Source organism: Bacillus sp. z33 (assembly GCF_058313615.1).
Genome location: NZ_JBZFQN010000001.1, coordinates 884,116 through 906,204 on the forward strand (window position 1 = coordinate 884,116; position 22,089 = coordinate 906,204).

Genomic DNA, 22,089 nt, shown 5'->3' on the forward strand with positions numbered 1-22,089 from the left:
TCATTTTATAAAAGATTAAATGTCTCGTATAATAATAAAGACATCATTGATTAAAGTTAGGAGCATAAATATGGAATATTTCCAATCGGAGGAAACTGGCCACTTATTAAATGCAGTTGGAGAAAATATATTTATCTGTGACAATACGTTTACAATAATATTTATTAACCAATATGCTGAACATTTAATACGACGCCTGAGCCCTTTTACCGGCCTATTAAGTAAAGAAGACTTTATCGGAAGAAACATTTCCGAATTTCATAGATCAAATGGAAGCCGCCAACGCAAAATACTCGAAAATGGCCCTTTCCCTTATACAAGCAGAATTATATTATTTCATACATATACTGCCAGTATCGTTATAAATACCTTTCTCTTCAGCGACGGTGCAACAGGATATATGCTCACTTGGAAAGATGTAACGGATTATGAGGAAGAATTAAACAAAGGGCAATCGATGATGGAAGAGATGTATGCACCAATCATCAAAACAATCCTCGAAGATGTGCTTTTAATGACCATTACAGGATCTTTATCTGAGGACCGTCTTCAAAAAATCAAAGAAAAAGCCCTATATGAAAGTTCGGACAAACAAGCTTCATATATGGTTATAGATTTCACTGGTATGACCTCGCTGGATGAAGGATATATTGTAAGAGATTTGGAAACCATCTCTCAATCCCTTGCTCTATTAGGTACAGAAGTTATTTATACGGGTCTCTCGACTACTCTTGTCCGCCAAATCGTAAGCCAAGGAACCAAAATAAAAAATGAAACATTTGCTACGTTTAATCAGGCTATGCGTCATATCTGTAAATTAAAAGGCTACCAATTAATAAAATCTTAATCCTACTTACGAGCTTGATTTTCATAAATCAAGCTTTTATCTTTGTCAATCTATATGCTAAATGATACCCATCTAACTACCTAGCTTTTGTGACAATATTGTTTCATAAATTTGAATTAATTATAATAATTTTAGTTTAGTTATAGATATTTACGAACCATAGTACTAATATAACTATTATAAATAGTCATTATAAAAACAACTAATTAATAACACATACATAGGATAAACCTTACTATGCAATTAAAGTTATTATAACCATCACTTCATTCACACAGAAATAATTAGTTGCTTGTATAATAAAGATGACAGCATTTTATAAATGTTTTTTTTCGTTAAGTTTGTGAATGGGTGAACAATATGTAGTTAATTGAAAGGTGTGAACAGTTTAATGGAGGTATTGGATCTCGCTCGGTTTCAGTATGCAGCAACCACAATCTACCACTTCTTCTTTGTACCGCTCTCTATCGGATTGGTATTTTTAGTTGCAATAATGGAAACATTATACTTTTTCAAGAAGAAGGAAATGTATTTGAAAATGGCAAAGTTTTGGGGACATATTTTTCTCATCTCATTTGCTGTTGGCGTAGTCACAGGTATTATTCAAGAGTTTCAATTCGGGATGAACTGGTCCGAATACTCCCGCTTTGTCGGAGATGTATTTGGTGTTCCGTTAGCGATTGAAGCCTTATTGGCTTTCTTTTTGGAGTCCACATTTATTGGTGTATGGATGTTTGGACGTGACCGCTTGCCAAGATGGGTTCACTTATTATCCATATGGCTTGTATCTATAGGTACAATTCTATCTGCATTGTTTATTCTTGCTGCAAATTCGTTTATGCAGGAACCTGTTGGGATTACGGTGGAAAATGGAAAAGCTGTACTAAATGATTTCGGGGCTTTTATCACAAACCCTCAGCTGCTTGTTGAATTTCCTCATACCGTACTTGGGGCTTTTGCAACCGGGGCATTCGTAGTCGGCGGTATCAGCGCTTTTAAAATACTGAAAAAACAAAATTTAGAGATATTTAAGAAATCCTTTACGATTGCTATGATTGTGGCGATGATCTCTGGCCTTGGAATCGCCTTTACTGGTCACTGGCAGGCACAGCACTTGATGTCATCGCAGCCTATGAAAATGGCAGCAAGTGAAGCACTGTGGGAAGACAGCGCTGACCCAGCAAGCTGGTCAGCGATTGCCAATATTGATACAGAGAACCGTGAAAACAAGTGGTCTCTTGAAATCCCTTATGCTTTAAGTATCCTTGCTTATAACAGCTTTGAGGGATCAGTAGAAGGAATGAATACACTCCAAGAGAAATATACTGAGCTTTATGGAGAAGGAAATTATATCCCTCCTGTTAATGCTGTATATTGGAGTTTCCGCATCATGGTAATTGCTGGTGTTATGATAATGGGATTAGCTGCATTGGGTCTGTTGTTTATCAAGAAAAATAATCTAGTAAATCAATCACTCTATTTAAAAGCAATGGTTGGAGCGATTGCCCTTCCATTCATGGCTAATACAGCAGGCTGGATAATGACTGAAATTGGACGTCAACCTTGGACAGTCTTTGGTTTATATACGACAGCACAATCCGTTTCTCCAAATGTAACAGCAGGCGAGCTATTAACATCAATCATTGTATTTTTAGGAGCCTATACTGTTCTTGCTTTCGTATTAATCACTTTGATTGTGAAAGAAGTCAAAAAAGGACCATATCATACAAACGATACAAAACCAGATATAGATTTATTTGACAAGGAGGCCTTCGAACAATGAGTTTAAATGAGTTATGGTTTATCCTTGTAGCTGTTTTATTTATCGGCTTCTTTATATTAGAAGGATTTGACTTTGGTGTTGGAATGTCAACCCGTTTTCTCGCACGCAACCAAAAAGAGCGTGATCAGCTGGTTTCTACCATCGGTCCTTTCTGGGATGCGAACGAAGTTTGGCTTATAACAGCCGGCGGTGCAATCTTCGCTGCATTCCCAGAATGGTACGCAACAATGTTCAGTGGGTATTATCTACCTTTTGTTTTATTCCTGTTGGCTTTAATTGTACGCGGAGTTGCCTTTGAATTCAGACATAAAGTTCATGAAAAGTGGATTAGCTTTTGGGACTGGATGATATTTGTTGGGAGTATAATTCCTGCATTTGTACTGGGAGTTCTATTTTCCAGTCTTGTACGCGGTATGCCAATAGATGCTTCTAAAAATATGTATGCAAGCTTTGGCGATTATTTTGATCCCTACTCGCTTGTTGGCGGAATCGCTATGATTGTCTTATGCCTTGTGCATGGCTTAACATTCATCGGTATTCGGACAGAAGGCCCCATCCGGGAACGAGCACAATCCCTGGTAGCCAAAATGTATTTGATTCTTTTGGTAGGGCTGATTGTATTCGCAGTAATGACCTATATGATGACGGACTTGTTTACAGTAAGGCCAGTCGCAACACCATTATTCCTGCTTGGTGCAGTAGTAACAAGTGGGTTAGGATATTTATTTTCTGCAAAGAAAAAGGAAACTCTTGCCTTTGTAATGACGGCTTTGACTATGCTATTCACAGTTACGATGTTATTTGTCGGTCTCTTCCCAAGAGTCATGGTCAGTTCAATTAGTTCCGAATACAACTTAACTATTATGAACGCTTCCAGTGGTCCATACACACTTAAAGTGATGACCATCGTAGCATGCATATTACTTCCCTTTGTTCTTGGCTATCAAATATGGAGTTATTACGTATTCAGAAAGCGTATTTCTGATAAGGAACCGGTGAGTCATTAATGATAAATAAAGAGATTTTAACTATAAAAGGAATAAAGGGTACCATGATCTTCCTACTCGTGATTTCCTTATTACAAGGAATAGCGATTATCATGCAAGCCATTTATCTTGCGGATGGAGTCACGAATTTATTTAATGGGGAGAGGCTGTCTGAACAGCTTATCCCCTTCCTTTTATTTGTACTAGCTTTTATGGGACGACACTTCTTGACTTTTATTCGCGATAAATGGATGGACCGATTCGCCTCCGAATCAGGTACAGCCTTACGAAAAGAATTACTGGAGAAATTATTTGAACTGGGGCCGAGATTCACCCAATCTGAAGGAACAGGCAGCTTAGTCACAATGGCTTTGGAGGGAGTATCACAGGTTGAAACCTATTTAAAATTATTCTTACCGAAGATGATAAATATGTTCTTGATCCCCCTTTTAATTTTCCTTTATATACTGACACTTGATTTTCAATCTGCTGTAATTGTGGTCATTGTACTCCCTATCCTATTATTCTTTATGGCCATGCTTGGGATTGCAGCAAAAAGAAAGGCTGATAAACAGTATGAATCTTATCAGGTCCTTTCCAATCATTTCGTTGATTCATTACGAGGTTTGGAAACACTGCGATTACTGGGATTAAGTAAAAAGTATGATCGGAATATCCAAAGTGTGAGTGAACGATACCGAAAAGCAACGATGGGAACACTTCGCATTGCTTTTCTTTCCACATTTGCATTGGATTTCTTCACTTCACTCTCAGTCGCCATTGTCGCCTTATTCCTCGGTCTTGGACTTATGGAAGGTACGATCTTATTGGGACCTGCACTGACTGTTTTAATCCTCGCCCCGGAATACTTCTTACCAATTCGTGATTTCGGAACGGATTACCATGCTACTTTAGATGGAAAAAACAGCATGACTGCTATCAAACGGATTATTAATTGGCCCGTTTCATTAAAACGGAAACGGAATGAATCAGCGTTTACCTGGACCAATGAAGATTCCTTAACGATTCGAAATCTAACAGTGCAACACGCGGAATCCAATCAATCGGCACTGAATGACCTATCATTTTCATGGAAGGGATACGGTAAAATTGGCATTATTGGTGCAAGTGGAGCCGGGAAATCAACCTTAATTGACGTACTTGGCGGTTTTTTGAATCCGACCGCTTGCTCTGTTACCATTAATAATCAGACCTATTCCTCTTTTAAAGAAATGGGTTGGCAGGATCAATTGCTTTATATTCCACAGCATCCTTATCTATTTAATGATACTGTTCGAAATAATATTATGTTTTATACTCCTGATGCTAGTGAAGAAGACATTCAATTAGCTATTGATAAAGCCGGTTTAAGAGATGTTTTGAATGCCCTTCCCAATGGGTTGGATGAACGTATTGGGGAAAGCGGACGTATGCTGAGCGGCGGTCAGGAACAGCGGGTTGCTTTAGCGAGGGCATTTCTAGACAAAAATCGAAAAATCCTCTTATTTGACGAGCCAACCGCACATCTAGATATTGAAACGGAATATGAATTAAAGAACAATATTGTTCCGTTATTTGAAGATCATCTAGTATTTTTTGCAACCCATCGACTTCACTGGATGACAGATATGGACCAGATTATCGTTTTGGATCAGGGACAAATCGTTGAAGTTGGAAGTCATGAGGAGCTTTTGAAAAAAGAAGAGCATTATTATCATTTAATACAAGAACATTTAGGGAGAAATGAGGTGCAGCATGATTAAGAAAAAAGGCTCTGAATCTATTCTTAAAAATTCTTGGATCGGCCCTTATTTATCCCAAAACAAATGGCTCTTAACCATTGTGATTGTGCTTGGTGTCGGCACGTTCTTCAGTGCCGGTGCTTTGATGTTTACATCTGGCTTTTTAATATCCAAGTCAGCCACTTTACCTGAAAATATACTTCTTGTCTATGTACCTATTGTTTTGGTAAGACTGTTTGGAGTTTCAAGGCCTGTATTCCGTTACGCAGAACGCTTAAGTGGCCACAGCCTGGTTTTAAAAATACTTTCAGGTATGCGCGTCCGTTTGTATCAGGCCCTGGAACCAAATGCTTTGGATTTCAAATCCCGTTATAAAACAGGCGATTTGCTTGGTGTACTTGCTGATGATATTGAACATCTTCAGGATCTCTATATTAAAACGATTTTTCCATCTATCATCAGTATTATTTTGTATATGATCATTGTCTTAGCTCTAGGATTCTTTTCAATCCCCTTTGCCTTAATCATGTTTTTATTGTTATTCGTCCTGATTGTCTTGTTCCCCCTTGTTTCTTTATTAGTAACAAGGGCAAGAAATACACGGATGAAAAATGCTAGAAATGGACTGTATCAATCTCTGACAGACGCAATCATGGGAATTGGTGACTGGATGATCAGTGGCAGGCAAGCCGATTTCATCGAACGCTATGAAAAAGATGAAAAAAATGTTGATCAACTCGAAGCAGGGATTAATCAATTTCAACGTAAGCGTAATTTTCTCTTTCAAATGGTTATATTGGCCATTATCTTGGCACTTGCATGCTGGGTCACTTTACAGGTAGAGTCCGGACAATTTTCTCCTATTTGGATTGCAGCTTTTATCTTGGTTGTTTTCCCGTTAATTGACGCATTTGCACCCCTATCGGATGCAGTAAGCCAAATCTCAAGCTACAAGAGTTCATTGGATCGAATGAATGGATTGCAGGAAGTAAAGGGATCAACCCACCCTGAATCTGCAAGAAATCTAGATAATTTGAAGTCGCAGGAAGCCTTGCCCATTAGCTTTAATCAGGTTTATTTTTCTTACCCTTCCACGGAGACTAATGTTCTGAAAGATTTAGCCTTTACCATCCATCCTGGTGAAAAAATCGCGATTCTTGGCAAAAGCGGGGCAGGAAAAAGTACGATTGTAAAACTTATATTAGGTGCCTATAAACCTAACCAGGGCACTATCCGTATAGCAAGTGAAGATATTGCTCATTTGGATTCCCAAATTACAAGTTTCGTTTCTGTACTGCATCAGAAACCTCATTTATTTGATACAACTGTTATGAATAATATACGTCTTGGCAATCCAAAGGCTAGTGATGAGGAAGTATACGAGGCAGCTAAATTAGTTAAGATGCATGATTATATTGAATCACTGCCGAATGGATACCAAACTCGCATGCAGGAGTTAGGGGGACGTTTTTCAGGCGGCGAACGTCAGCGTATCGCGCTTGCCCGGATTCTTTTGCAAAAAACTCCTATTGTTATTTTGGATGAGCCTACTGTAGGTCTGGATTCTCAAACAGAACGCAGTCTTCTGAAAACCATTTTTGATACATTAAACGGGAAAACAATTATTTGGATTACCCATCATTTAATGGGTGTAGAGAAAACGAATAGAGTACTCTTCCTTCAAGACGGAGAGATCAGTATGGACGGCTCACATGAAGAACTTCTTCAAACAGAGCCTCACTATTCTAAACTATATAAATTGGATATGCCACGACTACTTAACTAAAACAAAGCGCTTGAGACATATACTTGTCATCAAGCGCTTATTTTTATTCTATCGCTGCATTCTCTTTTTGGTTCCACTTTTCTATACCATCGTCTTCGTCAAATTCAATCATGACATCTACAACGCCTTTTTCTGCCAAAATTTGTTTTTTTAGACGATCTTTAATATCATCCATGTTCGCAACAGTTAAGGTTGAATCTATCTCTACACAGACTTCCACATGGAAATCTTCCCCTTCTTTAATTACGATAACATTCTGTACATCTTTTACATCTTTATCAAGAATGACGAGATCACCAATATATTGCTCCATTAATTCATCCGCTTCCCCAAGTGCTCCAGCGGCATTGTCCAGGAATACTTTACCGACTACAAACAACATCATAATTCCGATAAGAATGGATGCAATCCCTTCAGCAGCGTGGAAGTCCGTTAAATGGGAGATGACGATTGCCATAATGGCTAAAACTCCACCGCCAGTTGCCACTAAATCTTCCATAAACACTAACCGTGTTGCAGGCTTTGCTTTGCCAAAATAGGAAAAGCTTTTATATATGAAAGATAAGCCTTTTGCTTCCACTCCGACTTCATGCATAATTTCCTTCATTGCTTTCACTAAAACAAATGTTTCAAGAATAACACTGATAACTAAAACACCGATACTCACCCAAAAATAACTGGATTCACCAGGATGCATTATATGCATGTATCCTTCTTTTATCGTTTCATAAGACATTATTCCAACAATTAAAACCGCTCCTAAAAGTACTAGATTTACCAAGCGGCCAAATCCATTTGGAAAGCGATTGGTCGGTGCCTTCTTACTTAGCGCTGACCCGATAAATACGAAGAATTGGTTTGCGGCATCTCCTAAACTATGAAGCGTCTCCGCAAATAAAGCCACATTTCCCGTAAACAAATACGCAGAACCTTTAAGGATTGATATTACCAGGTTTACAATAGCTGCAGTAATTGCACTTGTGTTTCCTTTCTTTAATAACTGAAATAATTCTCCCATTGACCATACTCCTCCATTTTAAATTGTACCAAGTGAAAACTGGTTATGTAGATTGTTATACCTTCATTTTATCAAAGGAATAGCTGTTCATACATTCTGAACTACTTTCTATCATTATCTGAATCTAGTGAATATGATTGCTAAAGCTTTGCTATAAATCAACATTATATTATCATTCTACATTTTTATGCTCCTTATACCCAGTTTTTACTTGCTTCCTTGTCTATTTTTCAGCAAGCACCTTTTAAATCTCTACATCTATTCCCCATTTAGTTTGTTTTTACACTAACCTATTAAAGAATAATCTGTTTGAATTTATGAAAGCATTTTATTGGATTTCTATAAAAAAGGAGCGTATAGTTACCTAGGTAACTATTTTCGGGGTGGTGTTATAGTTGTCGCTTTCAGGTCACCAATATTTTTTTCACCAATATTTACAGACAGCGAGATTGTTTACAAAACGATTGAATGATCATTTGGCACAGTATAATCTTTACCATTCACAATGGGCCATTATTTATTATTTAAAAAATTATGGTTCCTCCACACTTGTGGATATAAGTAATTATTTGAATGTAGAAAAGCCCACTATAACCAGAACGGTCACTCGATTGCAGGAGCGCGGATTAATAGTGCAAATTCCGAGTGTAAATAAACGCGAAAAAAGAATCCAATTAACAGAAGCAGGAGAAGAGATCTATACCCTTTGCATACAAAAGGTCAGTGAATTTGAAGATAAAGTAATGTCTAGTGTATCAGAAGCTGAAATGGAAATGATGATGAGGGTACTTGGCAGCATGCAGAATCAATTACAACAGGAATAGGGATGTGGCTTACATATGGAAAAACCAAAACTTTGGACAAAAGATTTCCTTTTAATATCTTCAACGAATTTATTTATATTTCTAACGTTTTATAGCTTAATGGTTACATTGACACTTTATACAATCACCACTTTCGGTACAAGCCAAAGTATTGCCGGGCTTGCATCAAGCATATTTGTTATAGGGGCTCTGCTGGTAAGACCGATTGCCGGTAAAAGGATTGGAATGATCGGAGCTAAAAAAATGCTAACAATAAGTCTTGCTGTCTTTTTGGTAGCAACGATTCTCTATTTCACAGCAAGCAGCCTTACGCTATTGTTAATCATTCGATTCATCCATGGTGTTTCTTTTGGTTTTGCATCTACCGCTACAGGAACAATCGTCGCCGAAACTTTACCTGCTTCGAGGAGAGGAGAAGGGATGGGGTATTTCGCCATGAGCACCAACTTAGCCATGGCGATTGGACCATTTTTAGGTTTAATGATCAGTAATTCTTTTTCTTATTCTATTGTTTTTTCAGCAGCTGTTGTTTTTGCTGCTTTTAGCTTCCTCGCTACCCTGTTTTTAAAGGTTCCGAAGATAGAACTTTCAGCTGAACAACTGGAATCATTGAAGGGTCGTAAAATAGGCGACTACTTCGAGTTGGCTGCTTTGCCTATTTCTATTACAGCTGGAGTCATTGGATTCACCTATTCCAGTATTCTTTCGTATTTAACTTCCTATTCTCAGGAACTTAATTTAGTCTCTACAGCAGGCTTCTTTTTTGTCATGTATTCTATTTGTTTATTATTGACTCGTCCTTTTACAGGTAAATGGTTCGATCTATACGGGGAAAATTCCATTATCTATCCATCTCTTATTTTATACACAATCGGTTTAGTAACTCTTAGTCAGACCAGCCACTCTATTACTCTGCTTTTGGCAGGTGCTTTTATCGGGATTGGGTTGGGTACTTTCCAATCAAGTGCACAGACCATTGCAATTAAAATGGCTTCTCCTCACCGGATTGGGCTCGCCACCTCTACTTTCTTTGTCATGTATGACATCGGTATTGGGATTGGACCGTTTGTTCAGGGATTCTACCTTCCTGTATCCGGTTATAGAGGACTTTATATAACGATGGCAGTCATCGCTTTTATATGCATAGGCCTTTATTATGCAGCCCATGGTAAAAAAGCCATCCATCACTCCAGAGTTGCTCAATAATAGTAATGAAAAGGATAGATTCAGCTGACAGACTTACTGCTGATCTATCCTTCATTTCATTTATTCATATATATATATATATATTAAATGAAGACTTCTACTTGATTTACATATTAGCTATAACCCTCTCACTGCAATGCGAGGGTTAATCGATAAAAAGAGACAAGCTGGAATCTTACTTTCAAACATACTCCAAAACCAACTAGCTTTTATTTTCTATTCCTTTAAACCTTTTTGATTTAAGCACTTATTCTTCCTTCTTTTCCATACGATTTCTTTTCTCTACCTTCTTACTTCATTCATACTTCATTCACTAAGTCACTTTTGAAATCGGCCATTCGGATATTTTTACATACTAGCCCGCTCTTAAAATCTAGAGTATCGTTATATAAAAATATCAGATTTACTTTTTCATTTGAATAGCAGGTGGGCTATGGATCATCCCATTTAGAATATGTTTTCTTCCTCGATTCATTATGATAGCAAAATGAAAGCTCACGGAAAAACCACTTTTCTTGAAAAGTGGTAAGATGTTGCTAATTAAATTTTTCTGACCGATTCCCGTTTTATAAACTTTGTTGGGATGGTAACTCTTTTTGGAAAAGTATTTGGTTCTTTAATTTGTTCAATTAAACAATCAGTTGCTTCAGCACCAAGGCGTGAAATATGTATTTCTACAGATGTCAGTGGCGGTCTTGAATGCTGAGATAGTAGCTGGTTATTAAAACCGATAATGGAAAGGTCTCTTGGAACATGGATATTGAGTTTTTCCAAATAACTTAATATTTCATATCCGATTAAATCATCCTGGGCAATAATGGCTGTCGGCATAGGATTGTAGTTAATCAGATTCTTAAGTGATTCGAATCCCTTATCATTAAATTGGTGTTCATCAATAAGATATTCCCTGCGGAACGGAAGTCCACTCTCTTCCAGCGCTTCCATGTATCCTTTCAAGCGATCGATTGTAACAGCAAAATTCTCATTCCCACCAAGAAAGGCAATGTTTTTATGCCCCATTCTTATCAGATAATTGGTAATTTCTTTTGCGACGGATACATTATCATTATCTACATAAGTTATACTTTTTTCATGCATTAATGGTCTCCCGATTACAGTAAATGGAAAATGAACCTGCTGCAAAAATTCAATCACTTCATCACTTTTGCGAGAATATAACAGTATTAAACCGTCTACCCTTTTTCCTTGAACCATGGAAACAACTTCTTCATAAATTCCCTCTTGAGTATAACTTGTAGATAAATATAACCCATATTTTTGCTGATTGGCTCTTCGGCTAATACCTCGCAGAACAACTGAGAGGAAAGGATTTTTAAATGCTTGATAGGCAGTCTCCGGTATAATCACACCAATGGCTTGTGTACTTTTCGCCGCTAAACTTTGAGCTTGGAAATTTGGTGTATATCCCATCCGATCCATAATTTTTCGAACTTTTCGTTTTGTTTGAACACTGATTTGAGGGCTATCCTTAAGTACCCTTGATACAGTTGATGGTGCTACATTCGCCTCTCGTGCCACATCTTTTATCGTTACATCCAACTCAGCCACCCCCGTTCGTAAACCGTTATTTCACGGCACCCTCAGCTACTCCTTTAATAATTTGTTTTTGTGCAATGAAATAACCAATGATGACTGGAATAATGGCTAAAGTTAATCCGGCAAGTGCAAGATGCCATTGTTTTGTATATTCCCCGAAGAAGAAGAACATTTTCAAAGGAAGTGTCTGCATTCCATCCTGATTGATTACAAGAGATGGCAACAGATAGTCATTCCAAATCCAGATTGTATTTAAAATACCGACTGTAACAGAAATAGGTTTTAACATTGGAAAGATGATATACCAGAAGATTTGCCATTTGTTGGCACCGTCCAGGGTTGCTGCTTCATCAAGCGTTTTGGATATACTGTTTAATGTTCCATGGTACAGGAAGATCGACAAGCTGCATCCAAACCCAATATACATAAAGATTAATCCAGTACGATTCAGCATTTCAAATTTCCCAAAAACCGTAATTAATGGAATCATGACGGATTGGAAAGGAATCAGCATAGCTGCTACGAAAATAAAGAATAGAAACGTACTGGTTTTACTTTTATTTCGTGACAGGGCATACGCTGCCATTGAAGAAAAAATAATAATCAGACCCACACTTACGACTGTTATTAAAACAGAATTAAATAAAGTCCTCAGGAAGTCCAGTTGTTCGAACGCTTCCACATAGTTGTCTAAGTTAAATGCATCCGGTAGGCTCAATACATCAGTAAACATTTCCTTTTTCGTTTTAAGCGAATTAACAATCATGATATAAAAAGGGGATAGCCAAATTAAGGCCAAAACAATCCCGATTATTTCTAAGGGCCAGTTATGCTTTCTGCGCATTATAATTCAACCTCCCTTTTCTTGTTGATATATACTTGTGTCAAGCTGATTGACGCGACAATCAAGAAAAAGATAACTGCTTTTGCAGAGGCATAGGCCATTTCACTTTCCTTAAACGCTGTCTGGAATATTTCCATAGCCACCATTTGTGTAGAATTATAAGGGCCTCCCGCCGTTAAGCTTAAGTTCTGATCATATAATTTAAACGCGCTGGACAGCGTCAAGAACATACTAACTGTAAATGCCGGTGCTACGAGCGGTAATATGATTGTACGCAGTTTTTGGAAGTAGCTCGCTCCATCAATCTCGGCAGCTTCAGTTAATTCTTCTGGAACACCCTCAAGATACGAAATATAGATAATCATGATATAACCTGCCATTTGCCAGCTCATTAGGATGACTAATCCCCAGAATCCAGTGGATGTGGTAGACAGCCAGCCTTGTAAACCTTCATAGCCAAGGGCCACACCAACTGCGTCAAATGCTTTCGTGAAAATAAACTGCCAAATGAACCCTAAAATCAGTCCACCAATCAAGTTTGGCATAAAGAAGATCGTACGTAAGATATTATTTGATTTAATTTTTGAAGTTACAATTAAAGCTAATACTAAACCAATCACATTAATTAAAATAATGGATACTATAGAAAATTTAACTGTGAACCACAAAGCGTCCATAAATTCTTTTTCCTGGAATATACCAGTATAGTTTTGAAAGCCAACAAAAGCGGTTGTTTGAATGCCATTCCAGTCCGTAAATGAGTAAAATATACCGAGTCCCAGTGGCACAAGGACTACAAGAAATAGCGATATTAGAACCGGTGTAAGGAATAACCAATAGGAAAAACTGCGAGTACGCATTATTACCCCTCCAATATTGTGACAAAATTTATGACCTTATCCATTTTCTATATAGCAAAACAAAGTAGCCCAACACTACTTTGTTTTGCGTTCTATTACGCTAAAAGAATATTATCGTGATTCTGTCCAAGATTTTTGAGATTCTTTGATCAGCTCATCCCAAGACATTTTATCACTTAAATATTTTTGGATGTTTACACCTAATTTATCTTCGCCCCAACCAGTTGGATAACCCATGAATACCCATCCAATTGTTTTTCCTTCAGTCGCATATTCATATACTTCTTTAGAGATTGGGTCTGCAATTTTACTGGAATCAAATCCTTTGTATGCAGGAATAAAGCTGAAATCTTCAAGAACTGTCTTTTTGCCCTCTTCAGATGTATATAACCAATCCAGGAATTCTTTGGAAGCCTTAATAACTTTCTCATCATTATTGCCGTTTACTCCCCAATACATTGGAATGCCAACTGGCAGGGAATCTTCTTTATAACTTTCTACAGGAATTGGTAGAATTCCAACTTTTTCTTGTGCAAATTCTTCATCAATACCTGCGATGGAACCATATACCCAGTTCCCTTGTTGAATCATTGCTACTTTACCAAGAGAGAAGTTCTCTTCAACTTGCTGTGAGTAGTCAAGGCTAACAGTTGGCTGAATAGAATATTTATTGGATAGATCAATGTATGTTTTAAATTGATCGCCATATTTAAAATCAATTTTGTCAGATTTATAAGCATTCATAATATTTTCATCAAATTCTGGAGAGATAAAGACATTGGAAGCATGCAACCCGGTAACCCATTTTTCTTTTCCTGGTAAAGCAAATACTGCTTTAATACCAAGATCGTCTTTTTTGCTATCAATTGTTTCAACCGCTTCTTCAAGCGCTTTCATTGTTTTGATTTCTTCTGCTTTAATACCAGCTTTTTCAAAGATTTCTTTGTTATAAAGCAAGCCGTATCCTTCTTGGTTATATGGAAGACCAAGGACTGTACCATCTGTAGTTACTCCATCAAGAGTTCCATCTAGCGCTTCTTTAGATGCTTTTGTATCGGATAAATCAGCTAATTTATCTTTCCAATCTTCAACATCCTGCGGTCCGCCGACATTATAAATAGCTGGTTCATTGCCTGAAGCAAATTTAGATTTCAAAGCTGCACCATAATCTTCTCCGCCGCCAACTGTAGTAATATTAATTTCTACATCTGGATTTTCTTTTTCATATTGTTCGGCAACATCTTCAAACTGATCCTTGAATTCCACTTTGAACTGAAATACATCAATTGTCACTTTGTCTTTATTATCAGATGAAGAGCTCTCTGATGAGCATCCCGTTAAAACAGCCGCTGCTAAAAGTGAAGCTGATAAAGCACCTGCATACCATTTTTTACGTTTCATACTTTTACCCTCTCTTCTCTCTTTGTGTTTGGTTTAAGTAAACGTTTTCTAAAATATGTATAGGCTGCTACTTTTATTCTTACAAACTATTAATCCACGTTCATTTTACGAAAACGTTTTCACAAACCTTATGTTTTCAATTTAACATACAAATATATGTATCTCAAACATTATTTTATATATATCCCAATTTTTAACCATGAAATTTAGTTTGATAGTCAAAAAAAATATCCATTCTTATGCAAACGGTTCCTTATCATACTTTCTTGAAGTCATGAAAAGTCCGCTATCTTCTTTAAAAGCCAATAAATGCTCGCTATATTTTAGTTATTTAGTTCATCTGTTCTAATAGACCAGATATTCCACCATTTAATTCAAAAAAATAGACCGTCCAGTCAACAGGTTCATTGATCAGATCGGGCTATTCTTTATACTCTTTTTTCTCCAGTGTAAAGCCATACATGGTAGTTGGTTTTATTTTAATCATATTACCCTCCTTGGAGGCACTCCACATTTTTAACGATTGTTTATATTTTTCAGCACGATACTTGGCTCTGTTCATAATATAATCATTCAACCCAGTATTCACCTCTCCATTATTTCACATGCAGTTTCATGAAAATTTTCATAGGTTGCATTTTTTTCAACCCATACGGCATATTCAATATTTTCTAAACGATCTGATAAGGCATGGTGGAGGATATACATACATTGCTGGTCGATGGCATCAAACTCATGAGTATAGCTCCACAGTACCGTTACGAGGACAACATCTAAATGTTGATACGTATAAATCATAGAGTTTTTAATCGCTCCATGCCCTGAATTTATCTTGTTGTTTTTTATACAAGGCTTGGTTTTATCTGCTGAAATATATGCCTGATGCCTCCATTCTTCCGGTAGTGACTGCCATTCATATAATCCCCAATTGATTCCAATCTTCACTTGCTCCCAATATTCTTCCGTCATTCTTTCCAAATAGAAGGCCAGTGCCTCTTTGTAATCTGCTAAACCACTATGTTGATCATAAAAACGATATAGGCTCATTTTATTGTTTTTGGTATATATATTAGATATTATCTTTAATCGTGCATACTGGAAGATTTCTACAGGAATCTGTTCCTCTGACGGTTCTTCATTATCCATCTCTATCTCAAATTGAAATAACCTAAACCTCTTTAAACTCCTTGTTGCCAAAGGCACTAGCAAGAACACTAAAATCCATATAATTAGCAGAAAAAGCCCTCTCCCCACAATCCGATTTGCATCCGATGTCACCATATTGGTCATTAGGGCTACAAACCAACCTTTATCAAGATTGGACAATTCAGTAACTGTTAAAATCTGTATAGGATTCATTAAGACCTCCCGATATGCCATTATTAAACTTGCCAATGTCCAACCTGCAATACTAACTAGCCCAAATTGATAAAAATACAACATTCCTTTCTTGGCTATCGAGCGAAATAACTGTCCGCATTCTTCCATTCGAAACCATTTTTTCATATTCACCCATTCCTTTATAAGGATTTTATTAATGAGCTTAATAAATGTGATCTGATTCGCTGTGTTGTATTGCACATTCCGCTTAATTCCCCTCAACTTTAGCTGGTTTTTCTCCTGTATCGGCTGGATTCTCCTCTACTTTGGCTTAAACCCATACTCAAAGGTAGGAGTTTGATAATTCTAGCTCAATCCCGATTAAAATTCTCCAGTTCTTTTTTATAAATCAGCCTCCCTTAAATTCGGGAGGCCAGTTCATTTCTACTATTATTGTACTCTTGCAAAACCAAATCCGGAGGCGTAATCATCACCTGCAGCAGATCCAATTCCACCTTTAATGTCATATAGTTTTGCACGTCTTTGTAATTCTGCACGCAGCTGTGTATGAGAGTATCCCGTATTGGAAGCCCATATCTTCGCCGCAAGTCCGGACACATGAGGAGTAGCCATTGAAGTTCCACTGATTGTATTATATCCGCCTGTATGCCAAGTTGATTCTACAGCAGAACCTGGAGCTGATATTTCCACATCTTTTAAGCCAATGACATAATCGCCATCAGTGGATGGGTTTCCTCTGGATGAATAATTAGCCACACGATAGGTTCCATTTTCCTGAACATTTTCAAGGGCTGCTACAGCTACTACATTTGCCAACGCACCCGGATACCCGATTGTATTAGCAGATGAACCGCTATTACCAGCTGCTGCAATAATCAATACACCTTTTCCATAAGCGTACGTTACAGCACTGCTTATAAGAGAGTTATTAGAACTTGATCCCAGTGACATAGATATGATTACTTTTGAACCTGTTGAGGAAGCTTGGTCTGCTGCATGTCTGATAGCTGCCGCAATATCATCTGAGTAACCGGATCCGCTGGCATCCAATACTTTGTATGCCCATACTTTAGATTGAGGTGCAACACCATATACGCCAGATCCATTACCAGCTACTGTACCGGCTACATGTGTACCATGGCCATTCCCATCAGTACAAGATCCATTGATAACAGTGCTGCTTGTTTGGGTAAAATCTTTACATTGTTCAATATTGGCGGAGAGACTAGCATGTGTTTTTAAAACTCCCGTATCTAACACCGCCACTTTTATCCCGCTGCCACCACTAGTAGATGTAAGAGAACTATTATTATAAATTGCTTTGATTCCCCATGGCACACGTGTTGATGGTGCAGATGTAGCTTTCTCCATACTTGTAGCAGCTATTTTAAATTCCGGTACTTTTTCAACTTTAATATTTTTATTTTCCAGTAGTTTCTGATATTCTTTTTCGGAGACATCTGTTGTAAAACCTTGGCTGCTAAAGTCTCGGTGTGCTCCCATACTTTTCTTCACTTTCGTTTTTTCCGCTTGAGATCCTTGAATCAAAACACGATAGGTTTTGTCTGAGCTGACATCCTTGGCACTCAATCTAGCATCAGCGTTTGTTCCGGTGCTAAATGATAAAGCCATTGATACACTTAAAACAACTCCAGCAACAATCTTTCTTTTTTTCATCCTTCAGTCTCCTCTCATTTTTTAAATTTTTGTGAACATTTCTTGGTGTATCGTTATTATAGAAGCTTTTTTTTTCTTTGAATATGGAACAAATTAACTATAAATTCTGAATTTTCATTCTTTGTTTTGTCGGATTTAAAAACTTTCCCAAGTTATTTGGTCAATATTAATGACATTTTGTTACATTTTCCGTCCTATTTATTATAAAATAGGATTTATTTATAATTATAGAGACCTATATGCCTCCTAGTACAAACAGGTGTTTGGACTCATCACTATTATATTTTCCCAACAAAAATTTTTGCACAAAAATGATATTTTATTAATCCTATTAAATTTTTTATCTTAAAAGTAATTAAAAAGAACCGATTGATTAGACAATCAGTTCTCTTAGTCCACTATAGGCAATACTCTTTACACGATTGGCGGCAATATAGGGGCTTTTTTTTTCATAACTTCTCCCTCCTTGACTAGTAGTCTGTATAAATATATTGCAAAGCTTTCTGGAACTTTCCTAATTTCTTATAATAATCAGCCAAAATTTTACTGACACTGCGTATGTCATTATAATGTGATTCCCCATTATATAAGTAGGGCAGGGTATATTCTTCTAAATAGTTGATAGCTCTCTCTTCTTCCCCCTGAATCATATATAAATAATAGTTGGGTAGCATTTGATATATTTTGGATCCCGTTTCATGAGCTTTTTTCTTTAAAATAAGTAAATACTCTTTAGCTTCTTCCCATTCCTCCAAATAATAAGAGGTCTCTGCCAAAGCACAAAGGCTAACCATATAAGAATGTGGATTACCTGCATCACAGTTTACAGCTTTATAATAGTAATCCCTGGCTTCACGCATATCACCTATCTTTTGCTTTAAATACCCAATATTATGATAGGCAATGGATAAAGTGGTAGATTCATTGAGGATTTCAGCAGTTCTTTTCAAATGTTTATAACATTCTGCCGCTACCTCATAAATACCTGTATCTGTATAACTGATCCCAAGAATGACGAGTGTATGCATAATTCGTTTCAAATTATATTGAACAGTAAATGCATTCAAGGCTTCTTTAGCATAGAAGATCGCATGCCCGTGCTGTTCCATATAACATTTAGCAAGTGCCAGATGATAATAGACATCCGCTGAAACACTCATACCATCTCTGCTTATGGATACTAACTCTTCTAATATTTCATTAGCCTGCTTATATTTATTTTGTATAAGTAAGCAGATTGCATGATAATAATGCAATAAATACATTTCTTGATAGTTTAAATTCTTCTTATTCTTATCAAGCCATTTATATTGATGGATGGCTTTTTCTGTTTCATGAATAAATAATAAGTATCTTAATTTATACAGTTCAAATAAAAAGAGATGAGGTGTATAAACAATAAAATCTACGAATTCATTTAGCTGCTGTTCAATTTCTTTTGCCTCTTCTGTTTGAAAATAATTTATACATTCAATCCATTCATCCAATAATCTTTTTACTGTATTATTTTGTTCATATACATTCGTTAAGTCTGCTCCTAAACGCTGTAACAACAAATTTATAGTTTGATCATTTGCTTCCTTTTCATTATGTTCAATTTTACTTAGATGAGGTACAGAACATATGCCTTCGACCAGCTCACTCTGAGTCAATCCCTGCTTAGTTCGATAATATTTAATCAACGAACCTACTTTCATGTACCCACCTCTTTTATTCTTTTCCAATATTATACAAAATATTGTGCAATTCTAACATATACCTATAACCTATTTCTAATATTTTCGTTCTTGTTTTTTCATCATTTTACGACACTTATTCGCTAAGAGATCCATTATAAAACCAATTTATGTCTAAATGAGCAAGAATAAAAGCCCTGCTAATACCAGGGCTAATTGTATCCTGCGTTAAGAAATCTGTGTGAGTGATTTATAAAATACATTTAAGAAGATGACCTTTTATGAATATGCTGGCATAAGAAATCCATGGCTAAATAAAAAATCCACCTTGTCTCAGCAAGGTGGATTGATCATTATTTCCAGGTTTTCACTTTCTTTTCTGTGTTTCTCACTTGTTCCATAACTTCCTGTATACGAACCCTTTTATTTTCCCAACATTTTGGACTTAAATCAACTGGATACTTTTCCGGATTAAGGAATCGTTTATATTCATCCCATAACAAGTCGAGGTTATCCTTCGCAAATTGCTGAATATCCTTTAAGGCTGGCGTTTCATATACTAATTGTCCGTTCACAAAGATATTTTCATGCAATGGCACTGCATCAAAATTTGTTACTTCTTTGCAGATGAATGTATGAACTGGATGGAACATCGTTAATGTTTTCTCATCAGCAGGATTTTCATGTTCAAGAGTAATATAATCTCCTTCTGATTTCTTTGTTTCTCTATTAATAATTCGATATACATTCTTCATGCCAGGAGTCGTCACTTTTTCAGGGTTTGCACTAATTTTGATTGTATCTGCCATTGTGCCATTCTCTTCTTCAATGCTGACCATTTTATATACGGCTCCTAATGCAGGCTGATCATAGGCAGTTATCAGCTTAGTTCCGACTCCCCACATATCAATTTTAGCCCCTTGAGCCTTCAGGTTCAGGATGGTAGCTTCATCCAGATCATTGGAGGCTGTAATTAACGTATCAGTAAAACCGGCTTCATCCAGCATAATTCGAGCCTTCTTGGATAAGTAAGCCAAGTCACCGCTATCCAAACGTATAGCTTTAAAATTAATTTTATCGCCCATTTCCTTCGCAACTTGTATGGCTGTCGGTACACCTGACTTTAACGTATCAAATGTATCAACAAGGAAGGTGCAATCATAATGTGATTCAGCATATTTACGGAAAGCTGTGTACTCATCCCGGTAAGCCTGAACAAGTGCATGCGCATGGGTTCCCACTACCGGAATGCCAAATTTCTTACCGGCTCTAACGTTACTGGTTGCCTGAAATCCACCAATATATGCCGCTCTTGTCCCCCAAATGGCAGCCTCTGTTTCCTGGGCTCTCCTAGTGCCGAATTCAAACAGTAATTCACCTTCTGTTACGACACTCAGACGGGACGCCTTTGTGGCAATAAGCGTTTGATAATTAATGATATTAAGAATAGCTGTTTCAACTAGTTGAGCTTCGGCAAGCGGTGCCTCAATTCGCATTAATGGTTCATTTTCGAATACAAGCTCCCCTTCTTTCATGCTCTTGATTTTTCCTGTAAAACGAAGTTCTTTTAAATAATTAAGGAAAACTTCATCGTACTTTAACTCATCCCTTAAATATTGAATATCGCTTTCTGTGAATTTTAATTCTTTAATATATGTAATTACTCGTTCAAGACCTGCAAATATGGCGTATCCATTATTAAATGGATTACGCCTGAAATACACATCGAAAACCGCCTTTTTATTATGGATTCCATCCTTAAAATATGTTTCCATCATATTAATTTGGTATAAGTCTGTATGTAAAGCAAAACTGTCATCGGGATAATGTGTCATCAAACTTCCTCCTTCAATTACAAAACCATGGCTCCCAGTGTCTGTTCAAAATGGGACAATGCCCACTTATGGCCGGCTTCATTGAAGCTCGCCACTCCATCTTTATGTATAACGATTTTAAACCCTTTATTATAGGCATCCACCGCTGTATGTAAAACGCAAATATCTGTACAAACTCCAACTAAATGCAACTCTGTAATGCCCCGTTCACGCAATTTGATTTCTAAATCAGTTCCGGCAAAAGCAGAGTATCTTGTTTTATCAATCCATAACAGATTTTCTTGGCCATTATAAGTATTATACACATTTTGAAGATTTCCAAATAATAAACGTCCTTCGGTACCTCTTATATTATGCGGAGGGAATAATTTGCTTTCAGGATGATAGGGATCATTTTCATCATGTACATCAATAGCAAATACGACAAACTCTCTATCGTTCATAAATTTTTCGGTTAACGAAACAATGTATTCTTCGATTTCCTGTCCGGGTTTACCGCAAGTCAATTTGCCAGCATCCGCTACAAAGTCATTTGTATAATCAATATTTATTAAAGCCTTCATTTCACCATTCCCCTATCCTTTTTAATGAATTCCGCACATTATACGTATAGAATATCAAATTGTACTCTATATTGCCTACATGAATATTCGGCCAAATCTAAAAATAGGAAAACAAGACTGCACTTAGCAAAGTGAATCTTAGG

At 36.9% G+C, this 22,089-nt stretch carries 18 protein-coding genes; 7 read left to right on the top strand and 11 right to left on the bottom strand.

The features are described 5' to 3' along the window. The first annotated feature begins 70 nt into the window (after positions 1-70). The 5 genes from AC4G3L_RS04145 to cydC all read left to right on the top strand — a co-directional run bounded on the left by AC4G3L_RS04145 (position 71) and on the right by cydC (position 7,144). Entirely contained in the window at positions 71-847 is a 777-nt protein-coding gene (locus tag AC4G3L_RS04145) for an STAS domain-containing protein (RefSeq protein WP_491075707.1), read from the top strand. A gap of 391 nt (positions 848-1,238) precedes the next feature. Then, positions 1,239-2,630, top strand: coding sequence for a cytochrome ubiquinol oxidase subunit I (locus AC4G3L_RS04150; protein WP_491075708.1), 1,392 nt, complete (start codon positions 1,239-1,241; stop codon positions 2,628-2,630). Next, the gene (cydB, locus tag AC4G3L_RS04155; RefSeq protein ID WP_491075709.1) at positions 2,627-3,637 is read left to right on the top strand and encodes a cytochrome d ubiquinol oxidase subunit II; all 1,011 of its coding nucleotides are present in this window, start codon (positions 2,627-2,629) and stop codon (positions 3,635-3,637) included. Before AC4G3L_RS04150 ends, cydB begins: the two co-directional genes overlap by 4 nt. A gap of 2 nt (positions 3,638-3,639) precedes the next feature. Continuing rightward, entirely contained in the window at positions 3,640-5,379 is a 1,740-nt protein-coding gene (gene cydD / locus AC4G3L_RS04160) for a thiol reductant ABC exporter subunit CydD (protein ID WP_491076233.1), read from the top strand. 19 nt (positions 5,380-5,398) lie between these two features. Beyond that, positions 5,399-7,144, top strand: a complete 1,746-nt coding sequence (gene cydC, locus AC4G3L_RS04165; RefSeq protein ID WP_491076234.1) for a thiol reductant ABC exporter subunit CydC — start codon at positions 5,399-5,401, stop codon at positions 7,142-7,144. 43 nt (positions 7,145-7,187) lie between these two features. Here cydC and AC4G3L_RS04170 read toward each other — a convergent pair whose 3' ends face one another. Then, positions 7,188-8,162, bottom strand: a complete 975-nt coding sequence (locus AC4G3L_RS04170) for a cation diffusion facilitator family transporter (RefSeq protein WP_491075710.1) — start codon at positions 8,160-8,162, stop codon at positions 7,188-7,190. A gap of 395 nt (positions 8,163-8,557) precedes the next feature. Between AC4G3L_RS04170 and AC4G3L_RS04175 the strand changes: the two genes are divergently transcribed. Continuing rightward, entirely contained in the window at positions 8,558-8,986 is a 429-nt protein-coding gene (locus AC4G3L_RS04175; protein WP_491075711.1) for a MarR family winged helix-turn-helix transcriptional regulator, read from the top strand. A gap of 15 nt (positions 8,987-9,001) precedes the next feature. Further along, positions 9,002-10,192 carry an MFS transporter gene (locus AC4G3L_RS04180; RefSeq protein ID WP_491075712.1) on the top strand — a complete coding sequence of 397 codons (1,191 nt, stop codon included), beginning with the start codon at positions 9,002-9,004 and terminating at the stop codon, positions 10,190-10,192. Between the two features lie 540 nt (positions 10,193-10,732). Here the strand turns inward: AC4G3L_RS04180 and AC4G3L_RS04185 are convergent. The 10 genes from AC4G3L_RS04185 to AC4G3L_RS04230 all read right to left on the bottom strand — a co-directional run bounded on the left by AC4G3L_RS04185 (position 10,733) and on the right by AC4G3L_RS04230 (position 21,946). Then, positions 10,733-11,752 carry a LacI family DNA-binding transcriptional regulator gene (locus tag AC4G3L_RS04185; protein WP_491075713.1) on the bottom strand — a complete coding sequence of 340 codons (1,020 nt, stop codon included), beginning with the start codon at positions 11,750-11,752 and terminating at the stop codon, positions 10,733-10,735. Positions 11,753-11,777: 25 nt separating this feature from the next. Further along, complete coding sequence (locus AC4G3L_RS04190) at positions 11,778-12,593, bottom strand: carbohydrate ABC transporter permease (RefSeq protein WP_491075714.1); 816 nt, start codon at positions 12,591-12,593, stop codon at positions 11,778-11,780. Next, on the bottom strand, positions 12,593-13,453 hold the full coding sequence (locus AC4G3L_RS04195; protein WP_491075715.1) for a carbohydrate ABC transporter permease: 861 nt from the start codon (positions 13,451-13,453) through the stop codon (positions 12,593-12,595). Before AC4G3L_RS04195 ends, AC4G3L_RS04190 begins: the two co-directional genes overlap by 1 nt. A 111-nt stretch (positions 13,454-13,564) precedes the next feature. Then, complete coding sequence (locus tag AC4G3L_RS04200) at positions 13,565-14,854, bottom strand: ABC transporter substrate-binding protein (RefSeq protein ID WP_491075716.1); 1,290 nt, start codon at positions 14,852-14,854, stop codon at positions 13,565-13,567. Positions 14,855-15,275: 421 nt separating this feature from the next. Then, positions 15,276-15,431 carry a hypothetical protein gene (locus AC4G3L_RS04205; protein WP_491075717.1) on the bottom strand — a complete coding sequence of 52 codons (156 nt, stop codon included), beginning with the start codon at positions 15,429-15,431 and terminating at the stop codon, positions 15,276-15,278. An 8-nt stretch (positions 15,432-15,439) separates the two neighbouring features. Further along, positions 15,440-16,360: a hypothetical protein gene (locus AC4G3L_RS04210; RefSeq protein ID WP_491075718.1), complete on the bottom strand. Its 921-nt coding sequence runs from the start codon at positions 16,358-16,360 to the stop codon at positions 15,440-15,442. Positions 16,361-16,624: 264 nt separating this feature from the next. Beyond that, positions 16,625-17,872 (bottom strand): S8 family peptidase, encoded by a 1,248-nt coding sequence (locus AC4G3L_RS04215; protein ID WP_491075719.1) that lies wholly within the window; start codon positions 17,870-17,872, stop codon positions 16,625-16,627. A 470-nt stretch (positions 17,873-18,342) separates the two neighbouring features. Next, positions 18,343-19,569, bottom strand: a complete 1,227-nt coding sequence (locus tag AC4G3L_RS04220; protein ID WP_491075720.1) for a helix-turn-helix domain-containing protein — start codon at positions 19,567-19,569, stop codon at positions 18,343-18,345. Between the two features lie 332 nt (positions 19,570-19,901). Then, entirely contained in the window at positions 19,902-21,383 is a 1,482-nt protein-coding gene (locus AC4G3L_RS04225) for a nicotinate phosphoribosyltransferase (protein WP_491075721.1), read from the bottom strand. Positions 21,384-21,400: 17 nt separating this feature from the next. Then, complete coding sequence (locus tag AC4G3L_RS04230; protein WP_491075722.1) at positions 21,401-21,946, bottom strand: cysteine hydrolase family protein; 546 nt, start codon at positions 21,944-21,946, stop codon at positions 21,401-21,403. Between the last annotated feature and the right edge of the window lie 143 nt (positions 21,947-22,089).